Below are 17,783 nucleotides of genomic sequence, written 5' to 3'. Positions count from 1 at the left end.
GAACATGCCCGGACAACAACATCAGGCCATTCAGGAAAGGAAAAAATCATGACAACCACCAAAGAGGTCACCGACGCCTCATTCGACGCCGACGTCCTGCAGTCAGCCAAACCCGTCGTCGTGGATTTCTGGGCCGATTGGTGTGGACCCTGCACCAAGCTCTCCCCGGTCCTGGAACAGCTCGCCGAAGAATACGCCGACAAAATCGACGTTGTGAAAGTCAACGTCGATGAAAACCCCGAAACCGCCGGCGCCTTCGGGATCACCTCCATTCCGTCCGTGTTCCTGTTCAAAGACGGCGAACGAAAAATCTCCATCATCGGCGCCAGACCCAAGCAGTACTTCGAAAAGGAATTCGCCGACTACCTGCGCTGACCGGCACCCGCCCCCCGGTAACCGGTTCAGCCGCCTACCATCCGGGCCGGGAATCCGACAGAGTCGGTTCCTTGAACCCCCGGCCCCATGCTTTGAAGGAGAACCTTGTGAGCACGAACCCCTTGGTCATTGTCTTTGACGTGAATGAAACCCTTTCGGACATGTCGCCGATGACGGAGCGCTTCACGGAGGTCGGCGCCCCCGCGGCCCTGGCCAAGCTCTGGTTCGCCACTCTCCTCAGAGACGGATTCGCCCTCACCGTGGCCGGAGACAACGGCACGTTCGCCGAGATCGGGGCCGAGGCGCTGCGCGGCCTGCTCGCCGGCACCGGCCTCAACCGCGAGCCGGGCCAGGCCGTGGAGCACATCATGGCAGGCATGGCCGCGCTGGGCCTGCACCCCGAGATCCCCGACGGTGTCCGGGCACTGCGACAGGCCGGGTACCGTCTGATCACCCTGACGAACGGCTCCACCACGGTCGCTGAGAAGCTCTTCGAACCTGCCGGCATCCGCGGGGAGTTCGAAGCCCTGCTCTCGGTCGAACACGCCCCGGCCTGGAAACCGGCCCCGGCCTCGTACGGCTACGCCGCGCAGGCCAGCGACACCGCCCCTTCGCAGATGCTGCTGGTCGCCGTACACCCCTGGGACATCCACGGAGCAGCCAAAGCAGGCCTGCAAACGGCCTGGATCAACCGTGCCGGCGCACGCTACCCCGACTACTTCACCCCACCGGACCACACGGTCACAACCCTGACCGAACTTCCCGACGTCCTGGCCGGCAGAAGCACCTGAGCGCAAGGGTCGCAGCCGGTACCGGGGAGACCGGATGCGGTCAAAGACCGATAAACACAGGCTCGTAAAAAAGTGAAGGGTCCGACGCCAGCGTGAATATTTCACCAAAAATCAGCCGAGGGCCATGGCGGCCTGGCCTGTTAGAAGCCGCGAAGCCCTCGCACATTTGGTGTATTGCGAAGGGCGGTACCCGTTGCGAGGGTGCGTACGCGGCAGCCGTTGCACGGCAAGCCCTTTTATTCCTTGGTCCGTGAAGGATCTCAAACGGTGTCGTGCGAACGATCATTACCGAATGCAGCAGAAAGTGGCATGTCGCGGGGTTTCCGCGGGGGCCCGTACTACGACGGAACGATCGGTATGTTGTGTACGTGGTTCAGGTGTGCGGCCATGCTCATGGAGGGGAACGCACCCCTTATGTCGACGTCCAGGAGAGATGATGACCAACAGAGGTTTAACGTCAGGATTCAAGCGGCACCTGCGCCGTGGCCCGGTAGCACTCGCCGGTATTGTGACCATGGCCGCGCTGGCCGGCTGCAGCGCAGCCACCACCCAACAGGGTTCGCCGTCGGCTCCGCCCACAACGGCCGCGTCCTCCGCCCCGGCGCAGGCAACCTATCAGCTGCACATGGACTTTTTCTCCCACGAATCCAAGCTTGGCTCCGTGATCGATCCCCAGGTGTTCCAGAGTTCCCCGGGGCCCCGGCCGGCTCCGGGCCGCAGGGCATCACCCATGCTGCCGGAACGGTACCGGCTGCCAAGGCCGCGGACCCCGGGACAGCGCTGGTGGCAGCGGACGGCTCGGCGCTCAATATCACCCTGGGGCAATGGGAGAAAGCCGCCGGAACGGTGTCCTTCAGCTGCACCGCCGGCGGTGAAAACGCCGTGAGTCATTTGACGGGCCTGGTCCCCAACGGCTCCTACAGCACCTTCGTGGTCCACCTGGATGTCCAGGGCCCGGGCCGCTTCACCCCCTGGGGCGACAGCCAGGGCACCACCAATAACTTCACCGCCGACGCCAACGGTGCCGCGACGGCAACGAACACAGTCTCCGGTTGTCTGGGCAACCGCGAAGCGGCAGTCATCATCTGGCACAGCGACGGAAAGCCCCACGGACCCACTCCCGGAACACTCGGTCTGACGTGGCACAACAGCCTCATCACCCCGCTGCCGTAAACCAGGGACACGCCCGGCGTCCCGGACCGTATGGGCTGCCCGGAGCGCGGCCGGGGCGCACCGGTACTCGATGCCGGTGCCGGCGCCGGTGATGACCGACTCCCGCGACGCGCCTGCGTATCCGTGCCCCGTGCCCGCTTTCAATGCCTTCCATGTTCCGCTGTTTTCCTGACAGGATGCCATGTCCACCGTGCCCCCTACCGAGTCTTTCATTCCGTCCCCGACCGTTAGCGCGTTCCATCTGGGACCGCTGACGATCCACTTCTACGCACTGTGCATCATGGCCGGCATCGGCCTGGCCCTCTGGCTTGGGTCACGGCGCTGGCAGGCGCGCGGAGGCCGGCCCGGCCAGGTACTGGACATCTGCATCTGGGCCATTCCCGCCGGGATCATCGGCGGCCGGATCTACCATGTGATCACCGACCCGGAACTGTACTTCCTGCCGGGAAAAAACCCGTGGAACGCCTTCGCGGTCTGGGACGGCGGGCTGGGGATCTGGGGTGCCATCGCCCTGGGCTGTCTGGGCGCGTGGATCGGCTGCCGGAGGGCCGGGGTCTCCTTCGTCGGGTTCCTGGACGCTGTGGCACCGGGTGTTGTTTTCGCCCAGGGGCTGGGCCGGTGGGGCAACTGGTTCAACAACGAACTTTACGGTGACCCGACGGCCCTGCCGTGGAAACTGCAGATCCACCCCATGGACCCGCAGACCGGGGCTGCCCTCACGGACGCCTCCGGGGCGCCCGTGGTCCTGGGATACTTCCAGCCGACGTACCTGTACGAGTCCTTGTGGTGCCTGGTCGTGGGGCTGCTGATCCTGTTGCTGGACAAGAGGTTCCGCCTCGGCGCCGGGAGTGTTTTCGCCCTCTACGTCGCCTCCTACACGGCCGGGCGGTTCGTGTTCGAACTGATGCGCTCGGACTACGCAAACCTGATCCTGGGACTGCGCGTGAACACCTGGGTCGCCGCGCTGATCTTCCTCGCCGGTGCGATCGCGTTCCTGATCCTGTTCCGCCGGCCACCCTCCACCGCGCCCCTGGAGGCACCGAGGCTGCGGGAAACACAGAATTCATAGCAGGGCCAACCTGCGGCCCCGTACACCCTGGAGGAGATGGGAGGGCATTGCGCAGAGGAAGCCGGTTTGGCTGGAATCCTTGGTTACCGACACCGCCCAGGCAGTTGGATATTCGGCGAATTCACATCCACACCGCAGCGGCCAGCGGAAACAGCGAAAGAAACCAGGCGAACCGGTGGCTGCGGCGACCCCAGCCGTCGTGGCGACACGGTGCGCTCTGTTCCTGCTCCTTGCCGGCTCGCGTCCTTTGGCCCGTGCCTGTTCAGGTGGCGCAGCAGGAAAGGCGTGAGACGTCGGTGGTGTAGGACTGGGCGGCGATCTTGATGCCTTCGGCCATCGTCAGGTACGGGGCCCAGGAGTTGGCAACGTCCTCCACGCTCATTCCGGCTTTGAGGATGTACACGCCCGCGGCGGCGAGCTCTCCGGCGTCTTTGGCCACGGCGGTCAGGCCAAGGATTTTCCCGGTGTCGTTATCGGCAACGATCTTGATGAATCCCCGGGTGTCCCTGTTCACCAGTGCCCGGGGCACGTATTCCAGGGGCAGGATCCGGCACTGGCAGCTGATGCCTTGGCCGTTGGCTTCCTTGTCGGTGAGCCCGACCGCGGCCAGGGCCGGGCTGGTGAACGTGACGCGGGGCAGGTGGCGGTAGTCGACCTCGCGGCCGGCGTCGTTGAACGCGTTCTCCACGACCAGGGCCCCGTGGGAGGAGGCGACGTAGACGAATTCGCGGTGGCCGGTGACATCCCCGGCGGCCCAGATCCTCGGGTTCGAGCTGGCCAGGGTGGGCTGGACCAGGACCTCGCCCCGGTCTCCGGTCTTGACCCCGACCGTGTCCAGGTCCAGGGCGTCGGTGACGGCGCGGCGGCCTGTGGCGACCAGCAGCTGGTGCGCCCGCAGCTCTTCCTGCCCGCCGGCGACGTCGGCGGTCGCGATGATCATGCCGGTGGACTCATCCTTGCGCACCGAGGACAACACGGCTCGGCGGATGACACGGATGCCCTCGTCGGCGAACACGCTCATGAGCGCCAGGGACGCTTCCGGTTCTTCCGCGGAGGCGAGCCGGGAGCGGACCAGCATGGTCACCTTCGAACCGAGCCGGGCGAAGAGCTGGGCCTGTTCCAGGGCCACATAGCCGCCGCCGACCACCAGCAAGGATTCGGGTACCTCCTGCAGTTCCATCGCGCTCGTGGAGGTCAAGTATCTGGTCTCTTCCAGCCCCGGTACCGGGGGTGCCCAGGGAGCGGAGCCGGTAGCGATCAGATAGTGGGCAGCTGTGACGGACTCCACGGGCCGGTCGGGGTAGCTGATCTGAAGGACCGGGTCGGCGGGGGTTCCGGCGAACGAGGCGGTTCCCTGGCGCAGGTCCCACCCGTAGTCGGCGATCAGGTCCACGTACTTTTCCGAGCGCATCCCCTCGACCAGCATCCGTTTGCCCTCCATCAGCGCCGGCATGTCCACCGGTCCGGCGGAGGTGCTGATGCCCGGGAAGCGTCCCGTGGCGTCCAGGCCCACGTGGCGGGCTTCGGCCGCGGCCAGCAGGGCCTTGGACGGCACGCACCCGGTATTCACGCAGGTGCCGCCCACCGTTGAGCGCTCAACCATGAGCACCCGTTTGCCCAGGTTGCTGGCCCGGATCGCGGCCGCAAACGCGCCCCCGCCGGAACCGATCACCGCCAGATCGTAATCAAAAACCGATGCTGCGCTCATAAGACCTCCAAAGTCGTTGCCGGCCACGCAGCTGCACTGTGTAGTTTGGTGTACCGGTCCTTCCCCCAGTCTGCACGTTGCCCCGCGCAGGAAGGTCAAGAGGCCACCCGGAAACGGCAGACAAGCCGCCGACGGTGCCCGGCGAACCGGGGCCGCCTCCCCGGTTTTGCCCCATGAAAACCTTCTCCTATACTGGAAGGCCCGGAGGATGGGAAGACGAGGTACATGGTGCGAATCGGTGAAGTAGCCCAGGCCGCGGGCATGACGAGCAAGACCCTGCGGTTCTATGAAGAGAACGGGCTGCTGCCGGCTGCGGAGCGCACCGCCAACGGATACCGCGACTACACGGGCGAAACCATCAGCCGGCTCGACTTCATCCGCCGCGGGCGCGCCGCGGGGCTGGCGCTGGCGCAGATCCGGGAAATCCTGCGCCTGCACGACGCAGGTCGCTCCCCCTGCACCCATGTCCGGGACCTCCTGGCCGGACAACTGACCGAGCTCGACGCGCAGATCGCCGAACTTGCCGCGCTGCGCGCCACCGTCGCGGAGTACCACGCCGTCGCGGCCGCGGCGGACCCGGATGCCTGCGACGCCGGCCGGATCTGCAGCTACCTCTGAAGCCACTCCCGCTAGGAGGCGGGGCGAAGTGTGCCGGCGCGGACCTGGATGTGTCCTGCCCGGGTCGAGGCGCTGACGATGCCGGTGCAGCGTTCCTCGACCAGAGTCCAGGGGTGCGCTGTGATGTCCGCCCCGCCCAGACGGCAGGCGAAGCGTGCCAGGGGGGTCAGCCAGCGCGCAGGGCCGACGGGGTCCTGCATGTCCACGACGCTGACCCGCGCGCCGTCTTCCAGCAAGGAGACCATGGTGTTCCACGCGGCCTGCCGGTCCGGCATGAGGGATAGGGAATAGGTGGCCAGCGCCGCCTGCGCGGTTCCTGCCGCGTCTGAACCGGCGATGTCCCTACCGACGGCGCCCGGGTCCAGGGTGAGCAGGTCGGCCCGGATGAGGATGATGTTGGCCCAACCATGGGCTGCGGCACGGTGCCGGGCCCGCTCGAGCATCGCCGCGCTGCGGTCAATGCCGATGATCGTTCCGGTCGGGCCGATCCGGTCCCGGAGCAGGCTGAAATTCAGCCCGGTGCCGCAGCCGATGTCCAGGACCCGCTGTCCGGGCCGGAGCCCGAGGGCGTTGATGCCCAGCCGCCGCCCTGCCCGGTACACCGGGTACTCGGCGGAGAGCACATCATAGAAACGGGCAAAGACCGCGTACCTGTCGGCGGCTTTAGCGGCCATTTCATCGGCCATGCTCGTTCCTCTCCTGACCTTGACGCCGGCCGCGCCCGGCCCGGGGGGAACGGAGCGGTACGCTGGCGCCTGAGGATAAGGTTTCCACGCTGTCCTGACAGATCCCTGCATTCCCTACCCTGTGTGAAGGAGCGCCCTGATGGTAAATAGTGACGGCCTCGTCGATTTCCTGGTGATCGGCGGTGGAACGGCAGGCATCGTCGGAGCCATGACGGCGTCTGGTTTCGGCGCGAGCACCATCCTGGTGGAACGGGACCGGACCGGCGGGGACTGCCTGTGGACAGGATGCGTGCCGTCAAAGACGATCCTCTCCGCGGCGGCACTGGCCAAAACCCGCCGCAGCCCCGCCCGGAACCCCACGGATCGTGACACGGATGATGATGCGGATTTTACCGGAGTGCGGGAGCGGATCGCCCGTGCGATCAGAACCATCGAACCCGCGGACTCTCCTGCCGCCCTGGAAACGGCAGGGGTTGAGGTTATCGCCGGCAGTGCCGCCTTCACTGGGCCGGGAACGGCGGAGATTGGCGGCAGGACCATCCGGTTCCGGCAGGCGCTGATCGCCGTCGGCGCGGCACCGGCCCGGCCCGCGGTCCCCGGCCTGCCGGAGGCTTCGGTGCTCACCTCCGAAACCATCTGGGACCTTGAAACGCTCCCGGACAGGCTCACCGTCATCGGCGGCGGCCCGGTCGCCTGCGAACTCAGCCAGGCCTTCGCCCGCCTCGGATCCGAGGTGAGGATGATCATCCGCTCGCGACTGCTGCCCAAGGAAGACGCGGACGCGGTAGCCATCGTGCGGCGAAGCCTCGAAGCGGACGGCGTGCACATCAGGGAACAAGCTGCGGTGACACATGCTGAGGACACCACCGCCGGGTACCGTCTGTTTCTGGACGACGGGACGTCCATCGAGGCCGGGACCGTCCTGTTCGCCGCCGGCCGGATACCGCGCACCGAAGGCCTGGGTCTGGACCGGATCGGTGTGGATCTGGATGAGCGCGGCCAAGTGCTCACCGATGAGAGGATGCGCACCAGCAACCCCCTGGTCTGGGCCGCGGGGGACGTGACCGCCAACCCCCGGTTCACCCACGTCGCCGGGGTCCATGCCAGCACCGCGGCCACCAACGCGGTCCTGGGTCTGAACCGGCGCGTCAGCCCCGTCGTGCCCAGGGTGACCTACACCTCGCCCGAACTGGCCGCCGTCGGATCCTCCCAGACGGATCACCCTCGGCACAGGACACGGACGGTGACGCACCGGCACGTGGACCGCGCCGTCACTGACGAGCGCACCGACGGGTTCACCAGCCTCACCCTGGGCAGGGGCGGAAAAATCCTGGGCGGCACGATCGTTGGCCCCCGGGCCGGGGAATCCCTGGCCGAACTGGCACTGGCCGTCCAAAAAGGCCTGACAACGGCCGATATTGCCCGCACCACCCACGCCTACCCCACCTACTCGGACGGGATCTGGAACGCAGCCATCGCAGACGTCCGCGAACGCGCCACGGCCGGGCCTGCCCGCCTGGCCGTAAAGACATTGGCCTTCTTGCGCCGCCGCAGGGTAGGGCTGCACCCGGGCGGCAACCCGTAAGAGCTACGCTCCCACGAAAGGACTGCAGACGATATCAGATTGTGGGATTGCCCCGGTTTCCAGGCGAAGGCGCAGTTCATGAGGAGGGCGCCTCCTTTCTAGTCCTTGCATCAACCTCTGCCGATGGCATGGACCGTGCTTCCGGACTCTGCCAGTCGCCGTCGGATTTCTTCATTTTGGAGTTGTGCGAGGTGGAGTGCCCCTATCAGGGTTTCGTTGTCTGCTTTCAGCTGCTGGATCACTCTTCTGTCGTCCTCCCGCAACCGTTTCAACCTGGCCGTCTCGCGCCGGAGGCGCAGTTCGCCGTCAGGTGTCCCGCCGCGAGCCCGTACCTTCTCGTAGAAGAGGTTCTTCAGGTCGACGTGCCGCTGGGTGAGCGCGTTTCGCGGGACGCCTGCTTCTGCGGCGAGGGCCATGATGGTCAGGGCCCCGTTGGATCTTTCCGGGTTCCCGGCCAGGATTCGCTCCATGGCCGCCTGGATGCGGGCGCGTTCGTCGTGCGCGGGGCTCATTGTCGCTCCTCGATAACGATGCGGGAACGGTCGTGTTGGTCGGCTTCCTGACGCAGCCGCCGTGCCCGGGCTTCCAGCCGGTGTCCGAGGGGCTCGGGGGACTTCGGAGCCTGGTTCTCCAGGGATTCGGCCTCTTGTCGCATCAGGTGTGCGTGGTCATCGGTTCGTGCGATGTTCGCGCAGGAGGGGACGCAGCGGTCCAGGCGCGGTGTTTCGCGTTCGGTGAGGCGGTTGCAGAGGGCGCGGTCCGGTTTGTAGACGCACATGAGCATCGCGGACGGGTTCTCGTAGACGGTCAGCGATGGGTTCTCCAGGAGCTCCCGGGCCTGCCTCGCGTTGACGATGGTGCCTGCGAATTCGGGGGCATGCCGGGCGGCGTTGATGGCTCTGCGTGCCGCCGGGCCTGAGATGCCTGCGCCGTTGCCCAGGTCTTCGTTGAGCGAGGCGAGGGTGTCGGCGGTGGCGAGAGCCGCTTCCAGGTCGAGCAGGTCGTGCATTCCGTTCCGGCTGCGGGACGCGTAGCCGCCACTGATGGCGGTGCGCAGGTGGCCGTACTGGACAGCGAGGGCGACGAGTCCGCCGGGGCGGCGGCCGATGTGCCAGGCCAGCGTCCGGCGGAACCGCGAGACCCCGATCGAGCCGTACTTGTCCCCGGGGATTGTCGTGGGGGCGGTCCAGGCTCTTGGCGAGGTTCGACGCCCATGTAATGAATTTTTCGATGCGCATGTTTATGGTGCCGGGGGGCAGGTCTCCGAATAGATACCCGTCGGGGTTGATCCTTTCGAGGGTGCGGATGGCCCGTACCACCGGTTCGATGGCAACCCAGGGAACGTCGCGGAGGGTTCCCTGCGGGACGTGGTTCCCGTCGTCGTTGATGGCCGTCTTGTAAACGCGGCCGTAGATCAGGTAGCGCCCCGATTCCGGCTCCGGGCAGCAGCCCCTTTCGAGTCCCTGGAGCTCGCGGGGCCGCATTCCCGTCAAGTACGACACCACAATGTAGGCCGCGGTCGTCAGATGGGTCTTGAGAGTCCCCGCCTCGGAGTAGTCAATGAATTCCTTCCAGGCGCGGCCATCGACCGTGCCCGAGATCTCGGTGAAGACGGGAGCGGGACCACCGGCGGACAAGAGCTGTTCCCGCCAGCGCCCTGCGAATACCTGATGGTGGACCTGATGAACCGCCGCCCCCGTTACGTAGGAGATGTACGTCGCGGCGAGTCCGCTCTTGTTCCCGGCTGCCATGCTCGGTGGCGATGTGCCGGCTGCAATGAGGGCTCCCAAGTAGTCCTCGAGCGCAGCCTGGCCTTCTGGAGTGGCCGAGTTCTGCTTGCTTCTGGCGAGTATTTCTTCTTTACGTTGGACGGCGGTGAGGATGTCTTCGGCGAAGTCGTCGACCACGCGCAGGGCCCAGATCAGCAGTGGTCCCATGGTTTCCGGGGTGATCGGTTCTGTTGAGTTCTCGCCCGCGGAGGAGCCGGCCGGAAGGAAATCATCGGCGCCCTCTGTCAGCCATGGCGGTTCGCAGAAGCCGACCGGGAAGGGGTTCGAGGAGTCCAGTGCCCAGAGCCGGGTCAGGGCTGCGAGGACTTTCTGGGCGGGGTTACGCGTCATTGCCCGGTCTGTTGCAAGGTGGAGGGCGTAGGCCTGCAGATCTGCCGGAGTGCAGGCACGGAGGGATGGGCCTCCCCTCTCTTCCAGCCATTGGCAGAATGCCCTCCATATCGCCACGGTGGGATACACGTGCCGGGGTGACACGGTGGTCCGCCACCGGGGGTGTCTGCCGATCAGGAAGCTGGCGGGCAGCGAAGTGTTGATCAGCAGCCATGTCAGGTGCCGCAGTTCCTCCCTGAATGCCGCGGGCACAGTCTTCCAGTGGATCGTCGCGCGTGACACGCCGGGGCCGTGCGCCAGGGCGTCCAGGCTCCAAGACGGGTCCCCGAACAGGGGGACCGGGCCCGAGAAGCCCTCCTCGACCAGGCCGGGCAGGATGGCGTAGGCATTCGGTCCCGGGCGCGACGCCGTCTCTTCGGTTGCGAGGGTCATAGGTCGTACTGTCCTTCCAGAAGACTGCCGATGGTTGTTCTGTCTGTGGAGCTCACGCCGGCGAGAGCGGTCGCCCAGACCTGGTCACCGAGCCTGCGCTTGAGGTCCTCCAGACGCATGAACGGGTTTACCCAGTCCGCTGCCCAGATCTCGTCATCCAGGACCGAACGCAGGCTGGCCAGCGCGAGGTACAGGTATGCCAGGCGCGGGTGGTGCTTCGGGTGTATCCGCGCGTTCGGGCACGCCGTGCACATCAGGAACGAGGCCCGACATCCCGTTCCCTGGGCGCTGAACGGACTGTTCTTGTAGCCGCAGCAGGCGGCGGTGGGGGTCTCCAGGGAACCCGGGCTGGTCGTGTCGGCAAGCTGGGCGCGCAGGACGGTGTGCCGGGCATGTGCGAGGGCGCTCTCGGCGCCCTCGGCGATGATCGGGACGGATGCCTGCTGCACCTGGGGTTCGGGAAGGACATAGACCGCGTCGTGGGTGTCCTGGCTGTTCTGGCCGGGTTCCCTTCGGTGCAGCACATTGACTGTTTTCCGCAGTCTTTGCAGGGGAGCGCCGGTCAGGCCGGTTTCCCGGAGCCAGGAGTCGGCCGCGTTCTTCGTCAGGCCGATCCCGAACGGCGCCACGGGGGACACGTTCCTGGGTCCCGGCTGGGCGTTCCGCCAGATGAGCAGGAAGTCCAGGGTGCTGTCGGCGGCGGCGACAAAGGCACGCGCATGGGAAGTCGCCTCGAGAGCCTTCGAGATCAGCCGCCCTGGCGTGTCGGCACCGGTGTCCGGGACATTCCGGGTCTCGAAGTGACGGCCGGCTCCCCGCCTCCGCTTCTCCAACTCCAACCGATAGATCGGGAAGCCCCCGGATCCGCCGTCCTGCAAGGCCCGAGGGGCGCGCATTTCCGACACCACGGTCGCGTTAAGCCCGAACTCCACCACGAGTAGCACGGCCAGCGCGTATGCTTCGGACCGCGTCAGGAAGAGACGCATCCACGTGTACTGCGGGGCCTCCCCGCCGAGGACTGCGACATAACGGTGAATAGTACGTTTGGTCCCGCTTTCACGAAGCATGTAGGGGACATATCCGGTGCTGGCAAGCGAGTCCAGGGCCTCTCCGAGGAGCCAATCGCGGCTTTGATGCTCGAAGGATCCCTCACGCCATCGTTTTAGATGTTCTGTGTTGGTCCGGATTCTCAGGTGGGCGGAACGGAACATCCTCCGGGCCGCTGCGCGCACCTCCTCGAATTCATCCGGGGCCAATGCCCGTACCGTGGACGTGACCAGGGGAAGCCGTCGGGCCATCGCGGACCTCGTAGGCTCGCTCAGCTCGCCGTGTCTCCTGAAAAAGCCGCCCAGTGAGGTCACCTGTGAGTAGCCGTGGATGCCTTCCGGCCGCCGCATCCGCCACCTGTTCCACAATGCCGGGGTGATGTCGGCGAGGAGCTGGGGCGGACTGTCCTGTTCGGCGCAAAAGCGCCCAAATGCGGTAAGACGGAACCACATGGCTTTGCTGGACGGGAGCGAGTCCCAGCCGCCGCCCGGAGCGCACTTCTCGGCGAACCACCGCGCGAAGGCGCGCTGGAGCTCCACGCTGACCGGGAGTTCCTCGAAGTTGAACGTGCCCACGCGCCCTTTCCTGTCGCGGTGCTCGACCTTCAGCCCATCATGGGGCCGCGGAACCGGCCGGTGGTGCGGCTCCGGCGGCAGGACCGCCCGCTGTCCTCGGCCGCTCACAGGACCGCCTCGTCTTCAACCAGGTCCTGGATCGTGCCTGTCTCGGCTGCGAGCCGTGTCAGAATCCAGGAGACATCATCGGCTGCCCCGCCCTCCGGGTCCCCCGAACCAGGCACAGGCGAGGAGATCAGCGAGTGCAGCTGGAGATCGGAGACCGGGGCCAGATAGATCCTGCGGGTGGTTTCGACGTCCGCGTGCCCGAGAAGGTCCTGGACCATCCGCCACGGATCCCCGTAGAGGAGGCGGAAATCGCGGCGCTCCTTCGGTGTCAGGCCAAGCCGGACATCCGTCGCGTGGTGGAGAGCGACCAGCATAAAGAGCGCGAACGAATGCCGACACATATGCGGCGTGCAGAACGGAGCATCACCCTTTTCTCCCGAGAGGGCCATCGCGCACCGTTCCGTGGCCGTCCGGAACACGCCCTCCCAGGACGCTGGCCGAAACGGCAGACCGGATTCGTTCAGCCACAGCCAAAGCGGTTCCGGACCCTCGGGCCCCTCAGTGAAAAGAATTGCCCGCTCCTCGACACTTGCCCGGGCCAGGGCCGTCTCGCCAAGCATTCCGTCACGATCGCGCCAGTGAAGGACCTTCATTCGGCGCCCGGAGACCGACGTCACCAGACGCATTCGTGGCAACACGTCATACCGGCCCTGCCGCTGCGCACGGCGGATCACCCGGGCCCTGCCCGCATCGGAGTACGCCTCGATCTCGCCCACCACCGGTGCCGCCACATAGAACGTGCGGGCCCGCTTCGACTTCGTCACCACCGGAGCCAGCCGGCCCGAATAGTACCTGCGGTCTCCCACCTCGGACTGTGGGACCTCGAGACTGAGAAGCGAAGCGGCCTCGGTCAGCCGCAGACCCGATGAGAACAACAGATCGGCGAAAGCCGAATTCCGGTCCTCCATCCGCCCGCCCCATGCCGCGCCCGGCACACCGTCGGCGGAGAATCCGCGCAAGCCGACATCCACCCAACGCCGGAACATCCTTGGCGTCAGCCAGCGCACATCGCTGGACCTCGCATTCTTCGCCCGGGCGGCCGGCACCTCCAGCGCTTGCCCGTGCCGGCCGACCGCCTCCCGCGTTTCAACCGGGCTCGCGGACACGTAACCCTGCTTGACCGCCCACGAGTACAGGCGGCCCAAAGCCGCAAGGCCCCGATTCCAACGGGCACCGCCGACCCGCCGCGGGTTGCTCAGCGACCTCGTGCGCCAGTCCTCGAAATCCCACAGATCGTCGGGGGTGGCCCCGTCCCAGTCCTTGTCTCGACGCCACAGGAAGTCGAAGAAAACGCAGTAGTCCGTCGCATAATTCCGCTTCGTCTCCTGCTCCAGCCTGGCGAAGGAGGAACGGACCAGAAACCGGGCCAACCTTCCGTCGATCTGGCAGTCCGGCGAAAGCAGGATCGGCGTCCCCGGACGGACACCGGCCCGCTCCTCGTCCTCCGCCAGGCCATCCCAACCACCCACGACCGACAATCGTTTCGACTCGACTGAGCGCCCCGCCGGAACCCAGAAAACACGCCATCCTTGCACCAAACACACCCCTCTTGAACAGCATCAACACGCTCATTCAACAGGGAATTGACCACGAGCCCTTCAATGCCGGCGGCCGTCATCTCTTCGAACCAGGTCACCGCCACGTCCCGGTCCCTGGTCACGGGGGAGAGGTTCAACGGGGCAGACCAGTCCCGTGCCAGCTCCTCGAGCAGCGCGCGGCGCTCCGACAACGGCGCCATCCTTGTGTCATGCCCCGCAACGGCAAGCACATCGAACGCCACGAACGAGGCCGGGAGCTCCCGCACCAGCCCAGGCAGTGCCGCCTTTGACGTGACAAGGCGCCGCTGCAGCGCATCGAAATCCAGCCGACCCCCGGACCAGATGACCACCTCACCATCGACCACACACCCCGGAGGGATCTGCGCGGCGGCCGCCGCCACAAGGTCCGGGAAGTACCTTCCCAAATCTTTGCTCGTCTCCGGCAGGTTGAAGCCGCGGACGTATGAGACGAAAGCGGGGGAGAAGCGGACCGTGGTGGAGCTCGAGGTCGACGAGGTTGCCCTATCTCTCCGCTACACGGCAGTCAACCGCACCCAGCGCTCCGCCGCCCAGGGCGGCGCGGTTGCCGGCGGGTTCAGCAACCAGGGCGCGGCCCAATCGTTCCCGCAAGACGATCCCTGGGCAACCCCGCAAACCACTGCTGGAGCCGGTGGCTGGGGCAACGGCCCCGACTCCGAACCTCCGTTCTAAACCCTCCAAACGTCGGGGCCGGCGCATATGCTGGCCCTGACAGCCGCCATCGAGCCGGCGACGACAGGAACCAGGCCAAAACCGCCCTCACCCGCGCCGCACAATAACTGCCAGAAGGACAAGACCATGACGCATGCAGATGACCTCCGCGCCTGGGCAAAAGGCGTGTACGCGATCGAAGCCGGCACCGAGCTGCTCCTCCGTGCCTTCAATGGTCGTTTCGCCGCCCCGGGCAACCCCTGGATCGGCGCCAGCAAGACACCAGAAGGACCCCATCAGATTCGTGCCTGGATCGACTTCGATTCGATTCCCGAGCACGTAGGTGCGCTCTCCGGCGGTGAACGGCGATTCCTGCTGCTCGCCGCTTCCCTTGGCGGGGGAGAGCCGGTGATCCTCTCCGACGTCCTGCCCGGCCTGGACCGAGACAACCTGGAGCTCGTGCTTGCCGCCGTGTCCCACGCCGGCGGAAGCCACGAGCACTCAGGCATGACCTTCGATGAGGCGGGCACACCGAAAGCCTTCACACATCTCACGACGTTGTACCCGTGGCCGAAGGGGAACGAGGCGTAAGTCTCCGTGAGCAAAGCCAAACCCGAAAGCTTTTCCCCATACTTCACCGCCGAAGACGCCGGCCAGGTCCGGGCAGCGTTCACGGCCGCCGGCCAAGACGAAGGGTACGCGTCCATTTCGGAACTCATCGAAGCCGCAACCCTCAAAGAAGTCCGCCGGATGCAGCGCCGCCACAACAACGGCAAACCCTGGGAACCGCAACCGCCGGGGAGCGCCCGCACCGGCCGGCGCACCAAAGACGAACTATCCCGCCACAAGGCCTAAGCGGGTTCCCCGACCCCACGCCCTGCTCCCGTGCTCGCGGACCCCGCCGGGCGCAACAGAAACGGACCAGAGCATCAGCAACTCCTGGTCAAGCCTGTGTGTTTATTTGAAGAGTGACCCATCCAGGCGGCGTGTGTCACCGAATCCCTTATGAAACAGCGAGCAACTCACGACGCTTTTTGCGAGTTCCAGGGTGTCGGAGGACGGCAACGGCTATCGCGACGGCGGGCTGATTGGAGGTGGAATGGACCGGATAGGCATCAATCCTCTTTCGGCTGTTCGCTTGCTTTTGGTCAGCGGACTGTTCGTGGTGATGTGGCTGATTTTCGGCGCCGGCACAGCCCAGGCCGCTGAATCATCCCCTGCCACCGGCTCCTTGAGCCAGCCGCAACCTGCAGCAGCCGGCGGCCTCCTGCCTTCCCTTGCCGGACCGGTCACATCGCTCGTCACCCCGGCCCACCCCCCGGCACCGCCCGTCCCCGCCGCGCAGGCCCCTGCACTCCTGGCCCCGATCTTGCAGAACCCGGTAGCCACAACGCCGGTGACGGACGCCGTTACCCCGGTCCTGGCACCCGTGGCAGAACTGACCAAGCAGGCAACGCAGGTGATTCCTCCCCTTCCCAGTGCACTTACGGCACCGATTGCCCCGGTCACGCAACTGGTCACGGATGCCATTCAGCCGGTCTCCGGCCCGGCGAACAGCCTGACGGGCAGCGCATTGAGCCTGCTGCCTCCCCTTGAACAACCGCTTGTTCAAGTTCCGCTTACCGGCGTGACTGCCCCGCCGGTGACCTCGCTTCCCGCTTCGGCCGGGGCTGTCGAAACCCCTGTCAGCGGGACCGCTGAGGGTGCTTTGACGCCCCGGCAGCCCGCCGCCGGCGGTCCAGCTGCGGTCCCGACGGGCTCTCTTCCGGCGTCGTTCCCTCTCACTTCCACACGCGGCCACTCGGCCCCGTTGCTTTCCATGACAGGTCAGGGCAGCCCCCTTCAGCGCCCGTCCCCGGCTCGGGGCGGGGACGATCCCTTCGTTTTGCCCGCGCCAGTGTCCAACACGGGCAGCCAGGGCCAATCCGGGGCCGGCAATACAGCCCCGGCCGGCCAGATGGCTGTTGCCGATCTCGGCTACCGCTTCGTTCTGCCCGTGACCCGGGACGGGGTCGGCTCCGTTTTCAGCTTCGTCCTACCGGGGACACCTGCGCAGGAGACCGGTTTCTCACCCGATTGATGACGCCCAAGCGTCCGCGCCCTGCTTTCCGCGGCACGCCTGCAGGCAGACCGGCACCATGCCGGTTCACCATTCATTTCACGTGAGGAAAAACACCATGAAATCATTCGTCCGTAAAACCCTTTGCACCGCTTTCGCCGGCGGAGTCCTTGTGCTCGGCGCCGGAGCCGGAATGGCGTCGGCCGACACCGGCACACACCAGAACCTGAGCACCCGTGCCGGGTCCAGCGTCAGCTCCCACTCCATGACGAACAACCGGGACAGCTTTGCCTCTGCCCTGGGCGTAAACCTTAGCGCCGGCGCTGACCTGTCCAGCATGGTGCAGAACAACACCAACAGCACCAACGGCTGGAACGGCAGCCGCGGGAACTTCGGGAGCGTTTCAAACCTGGGTCTGAACCTCGGTGCGGGCGCTGGACTGTCAAGCACTGTGCAGAACAGCACGAACGGCACCAGCACTGACCGCGGGTCCGTCGCTTCGGCCTCGAACCTCGGTTTGAACCTGGGAGCCAACGCCGGCATCGCCAGCACCGTGCAGAACAGCACGAACGGCACCAGCACTGACCGCGGGTCCGTCGCTTCGGCCTCGAACCTCGGTTTGAACCTGGGAGCCAACGCCGGCATCGCCAGCACCGTGCAGAACAGCACGAACGGCACCAGCACTGACCGCGGGTCCGTCGCTTCGGCCTCGAACCTCGGTTTGAACCTGGGAGCCAACGCCGGCATCGCCAGCACCGTGCAGAACAGCACGAACGGCACCAGCACTGACCGCGGGTCCGTCGCTTCGGCCTCGAACCTCGGTTTGAACCTGGGAGCCAACGCCGGCATCGCCAGCACCGTGCAGAACAGCACGAACGGCACCAGCACTGACCGCGGGTCCGTCGCTTCGGCCTCGAACCTCGGTTTGAACCTGGGAGCCAACGCCGGCATCGCCAGCACCGTGCAGAACAGCACGAACGGCACCAGCACTGACCGCGGGTCCGTCGCTTCGGCCTCGAACCTCGGTTTGAACCTGGGAGCCAACGCCGGCATCGCCAGCACCGTGCAGAACAGCACGAACGGCACCAGCACCGGCATCATCGGCGGCTAACCCCGCCTCGAGGGGCCGGGCGCCGGAATCGGCGTCCGGCCCCTTCCCATGCCTCCTGACGGCGCAGCAAAATGTCCGACAGCCAGGTGGAACGCAAT

Annotated in this window: 17 protein-coding genes and 1 pseudogene; 11 read left to right on the top strand and 7 right to left on the bottom strand. The window is 66.3% G+C overall.

Annotation, left to right across the window (positions count from 1 at the left end):
* The first annotated feature begins 48 nt into the window (after nucleotides 1–48).
* The 4 genes from trxA to lgt all read left to right on the top strand — a co-directional run bounded on the left by trxA (nucleotide 49) and on the right by lgt (nucleotide 3,408).
* A complete protein-coding gene (trxA, locus tag OW521_RS04580) occupies nucleotides 49–375 on the top strand; it encodes a thioredoxin (RefSeq protein WP_268023340.1) in 327 nt (108 codons plus the stop codon).
* Between the two features lie 107 nt (nucleotides 376–482).
* The gene (locus tag OW521_RS04575) at nucleotides 483–1,166 is read left to right on the top strand and encodes a haloacid dehalogenase type II (protein WP_268023339.1); all 684 of its coding nucleotides are present in this window, start codon (nucleotides 483–485) and stop codon (nucleotides 1,164–1,166) included.
* A 783-nt stretch (nucleotides 1,167–1,949) separates the two neighbouring features.
* Nucleotides 1,950–2,339: a hypothetical protein gene (locus OW521_RS04570; protein ID WP_268023338.1), complete on the top strand. Its 390-nt coding sequence runs from the start codon at nucleotides 1,950–1,952 to the stop codon at nucleotides 2,337–2,339.
* Nucleotides 2,340–2,520: 181 nt separating this feature from the next.
* A complete protein-coding gene (gene lgt, locus OW521_RS04565) occupies nucleotides 2,521–3,408 on the top strand; it encodes a prolipoprotein diacylglyceryl transferase (protein ID WP_268023337.1) in 888 nt (295 codons plus the stop codon).
* Between the two features lie 262 nt (nucleotides 3,409–3,670).
* On the opposite strand, the gene merA is transcribed toward lgt, so the two are convergent.
* Complete coding sequence (merA, locus tag OW521_RS04560) at nucleotides 3,671–5,116, bottom strand: mercury(II) reductase (protein WP_268023335.1); 1,446 nt, start codon at nucleotides 5,114–5,116, stop codon at nucleotides 3,671–3,673.
* A gap of 228 nt (nucleotides 5,117–5,344) precedes the next feature.
* Here merA and OW521_RS04555 point away from each other — a divergent pair, with 228 nt between their 5' ends.
* Nucleotides 5,345–5,734, top strand: coding sequence for a heavy metal-responsive transcriptional regulator (locus OW521_RS04555; RefSeq protein ID WP_268025680.1), 390 nt, complete (start codon nucleotides 5,345–5,347; stop codon nucleotides 5,732–5,734).
* 11 nt (nucleotides 5,735–5,745) lie between these two features.
* On the opposite strand, the gene OW521_RS04550 is transcribed toward OW521_RS04555, so the two are convergent.
* A complete protein-coding gene (locus tag OW521_RS04550; RefSeq protein WP_268023333.1) occupies nucleotides 5,746–6,420 on the bottom strand; it encodes a class I SAM-dependent methyltransferase in 675 nt (224 codons plus the stop codon).
* A 139-nt stretch (nucleotides 6,421–6,559) separates the two neighbouring features.
* On the opposite strand from OW521_RS04550, the gene OW521_RS04545 reads away from it, so the two are divergent.
* A complete protein-coding gene (locus OW521_RS04545) occupies nucleotides 6,560–8,005 on the top strand; it encodes a dihydrolipoyl dehydrogenase family protein (protein WP_268023331.1) in 1,446 nt (481 codons plus the stop codon).
* Nucleotides 8,006–8,115: 110 nt separating this feature from the next.
* On the opposite strand, the gene OW521_RS04540 is transcribed toward OW521_RS04545, so the two are convergent.
* The 5 genes and pseudogenes from OW521_RS04540 to OW521_RS04520 all read right to left on the bottom strand — a co-directional run.
* Nucleotides 8,116–8,517 (bottom strand): hypothetical protein, encoded by a 402-nt coding sequence (locus OW521_RS04540; RefSeq protein ID WP_268023329.1) that lies wholly within the window; start codon nucleotides 8,515–8,517, stop codon nucleotides 8,116–8,118.
* Nucleotides 8,514–9,014, bottom strand: coding sequence for a hypothetical protein (locus OW521_RS04535; protein WP_268023328.1), 501 nt, complete (start codon nucleotides 9,012–9,014; stop codon nucleotides 8,514–8,516). Before OW521_RS04535 ends, OW521_RS04540 begins: the two co-directional genes overlap by 4 nt.
* A gap of 1,539 nt (nucleotides 9,015–10,553) precedes the next feature.
* Nucleotides 10,554–12,179 carry a hypothetical protein gene (locus OW521_RS04530; RefSeq protein WP_268023326.1) on the bottom strand — a complete coding sequence of 542 codons (1,626 nt, stop codon included), beginning with the start codon at nucleotides 12,177–12,179 and terminating at the stop codon, nucleotides 10,554–10,556.
* Between the two features lie 104 nt (nucleotides 12,180–12,283).
* Complete coding sequence (locus OW521_RS04525; RefSeq protein ID WP_268023325.1) at nucleotides 12,284–13,756, bottom strand: tyrosine-type recombinase/integrase; 1,473 nt, start codon at nucleotides 13,754–13,756, stop codon at nucleotides 12,284–12,286.
* Nucleotides 13,757–13,926: 170 nt separating this feature from the next.
* Nucleotides 13,927–14,226 (bottom strand): annotated as a pseudogene (locus OW521_RS04520) (ATP-dependent DNA ligase); the annotation flags it as partial.
* A 91-nt stretch (nucleotides 14,227–14,317) separates the two neighbouring features.
* On the opposite strand from OW521_RS04520, the gene OW521_RS24125 reads away from it, so the two are divergent.
* The 5 genes from OW521_RS24125 (at nucleotide 14,318) to OW521_RS04500 (ending at nucleotide 17,685) form a co-directional block, all read left to right on the top strand.
* Entirely contained in the window at nucleotides 14,318–14,536 is a 219-nt protein-coding gene (locus OW521_RS24125) for a hypothetical protein (RefSeq protein ID WP_326494005.1), read from the top strand.
* 126 nt (nucleotides 14,537–14,662) lie between these two features.
* Nucleotides 14,663–15,106, top strand: a complete 444-nt coding sequence (locus OW521_RS04515) for a hypothetical protein (RefSeq protein WP_268023324.1) — start codon at nucleotides 14,663–14,665, stop codon at nucleotides 15,104–15,106.
* Between the two features lie 6 nt (nucleotides 15,107–15,112).
* Nucleotides 15,113–15,370 carry a ParB family protein gene (locus OW521_RS04510; protein ID WP_268023323.1) on the top strand — a complete coding sequence of 86 codons (258 nt, stop codon included), beginning with the start codon at nucleotides 15,113–15,115 and terminating at the stop codon, nucleotides 15,368–15,370.
* A gap of 244 nt (nucleotides 15,371–15,614) precedes the next feature.
* Nucleotides 15,615–16,595 (top strand): hypothetical protein, encoded by a 981-nt coding sequence (locus tag OW521_RS04505; protein ID WP_268023322.1) that lies wholly within the window; start codon nucleotides 15,615–15,617, stop codon nucleotides 16,593–16,595.
* Between the two features lie 97 nt (nucleotides 16,596–16,692).
* Nucleotides 16,693–17,685 (top strand): beta strand repeat-containing protein, encoded by a 993-nt coding sequence (locus OW521_RS04500; protein WP_268023320.1) that lies wholly within the window; start codon nucleotides 16,693–16,695, stop codon nucleotides 17,683–17,685.
* The last annotated feature ends 98 nt before the right edge of the window (nucleotides 17,686–17,783 follow it).

Source organism: Arthrobacter sp. MMS18-M83 (assembly GCF_026683955.1).
In the GTDB taxonomy this organism is placed as follows: domain Bacteria; phylum Actinomycetota; class Actinomycetes; order Actinomycetales; family Micrococcaceae; genus Arthrobacter.
The sequence above is the reverse complement of the archived record's forward strand: the minus strand, read 5'-3'. Positions and strand labels throughout refer to the sequence as shown.

Bases quoted from the DNA above. Each gene is read 5' to 3' on its own strand.
- trxA (WP_268023340.1), top strand. From the start codon at position 49: ATGACAACCACCAAAGAGGTCACCGACGCCTCATTCGACGCCGACGTC.
- lgt (WP_268023337.1), top strand. From the start codon at position 2,521: ATGTCCACCGTGCCCCCTACCGAGTCTTTCATTCCGTCCCCGACCGTT.
- merA (WP_268023335.1), bottom strand. From the start codon at position 5,116: ATGAGCGCAGCATCGGTTTTTGATTACGATCTGGCGGTGATCGGTTCC.
- OW521_RS04550 (WP_268023333.1), bottom strand. From the start codon at position 6,420: ATGGCCGATGAAATGGCCGCTAAAGCCGCCGACAGGTACGCGGTCTTT.
- OW521_RS04545 (WP_268023331.1), top strand. From the start codon at position 6,560: ATGGTAAATAGTGACGGCCTCGTCGATTTCCTGGTGATCGGCGGTGGA.
- OW521_RS04540 (WP_268023329.1), bottom strand. From the start codon at position 8,517: ATGAGCCCCGCGCACGACGAACGCGCCCGCATCCAGGCGGCCATGGAG.
- OW521_RS04535 (WP_268023328.1), bottom strand. From the start codon at position 9,014: ATGCACGACCTGCTCGACCTGGAAGCGGCTCTCGCCACCGCCGACACC.
- OW521_RS04515 (WP_268023324.1), top strand. From the start codon at position 14,663: ATGACGCATGCAGATGACCTCCGCGCCTGGGCAAAAGGCGTGTACGCG.
- OW521_RS04505 (WP_268023322.1), top strand. From the start codon at position 15,615: ATGGACCGGATAGGCATCAATCCTCTTTCGGCTGTTCGCTTGCTTTTG.
- OW521_RS04500 (WP_268023320.1), top strand. From the start codon at position 16,693: ATGAAATCATTCGTCCGTAAAACCCTTTGCACCGCTTTCGCCGGCGGA.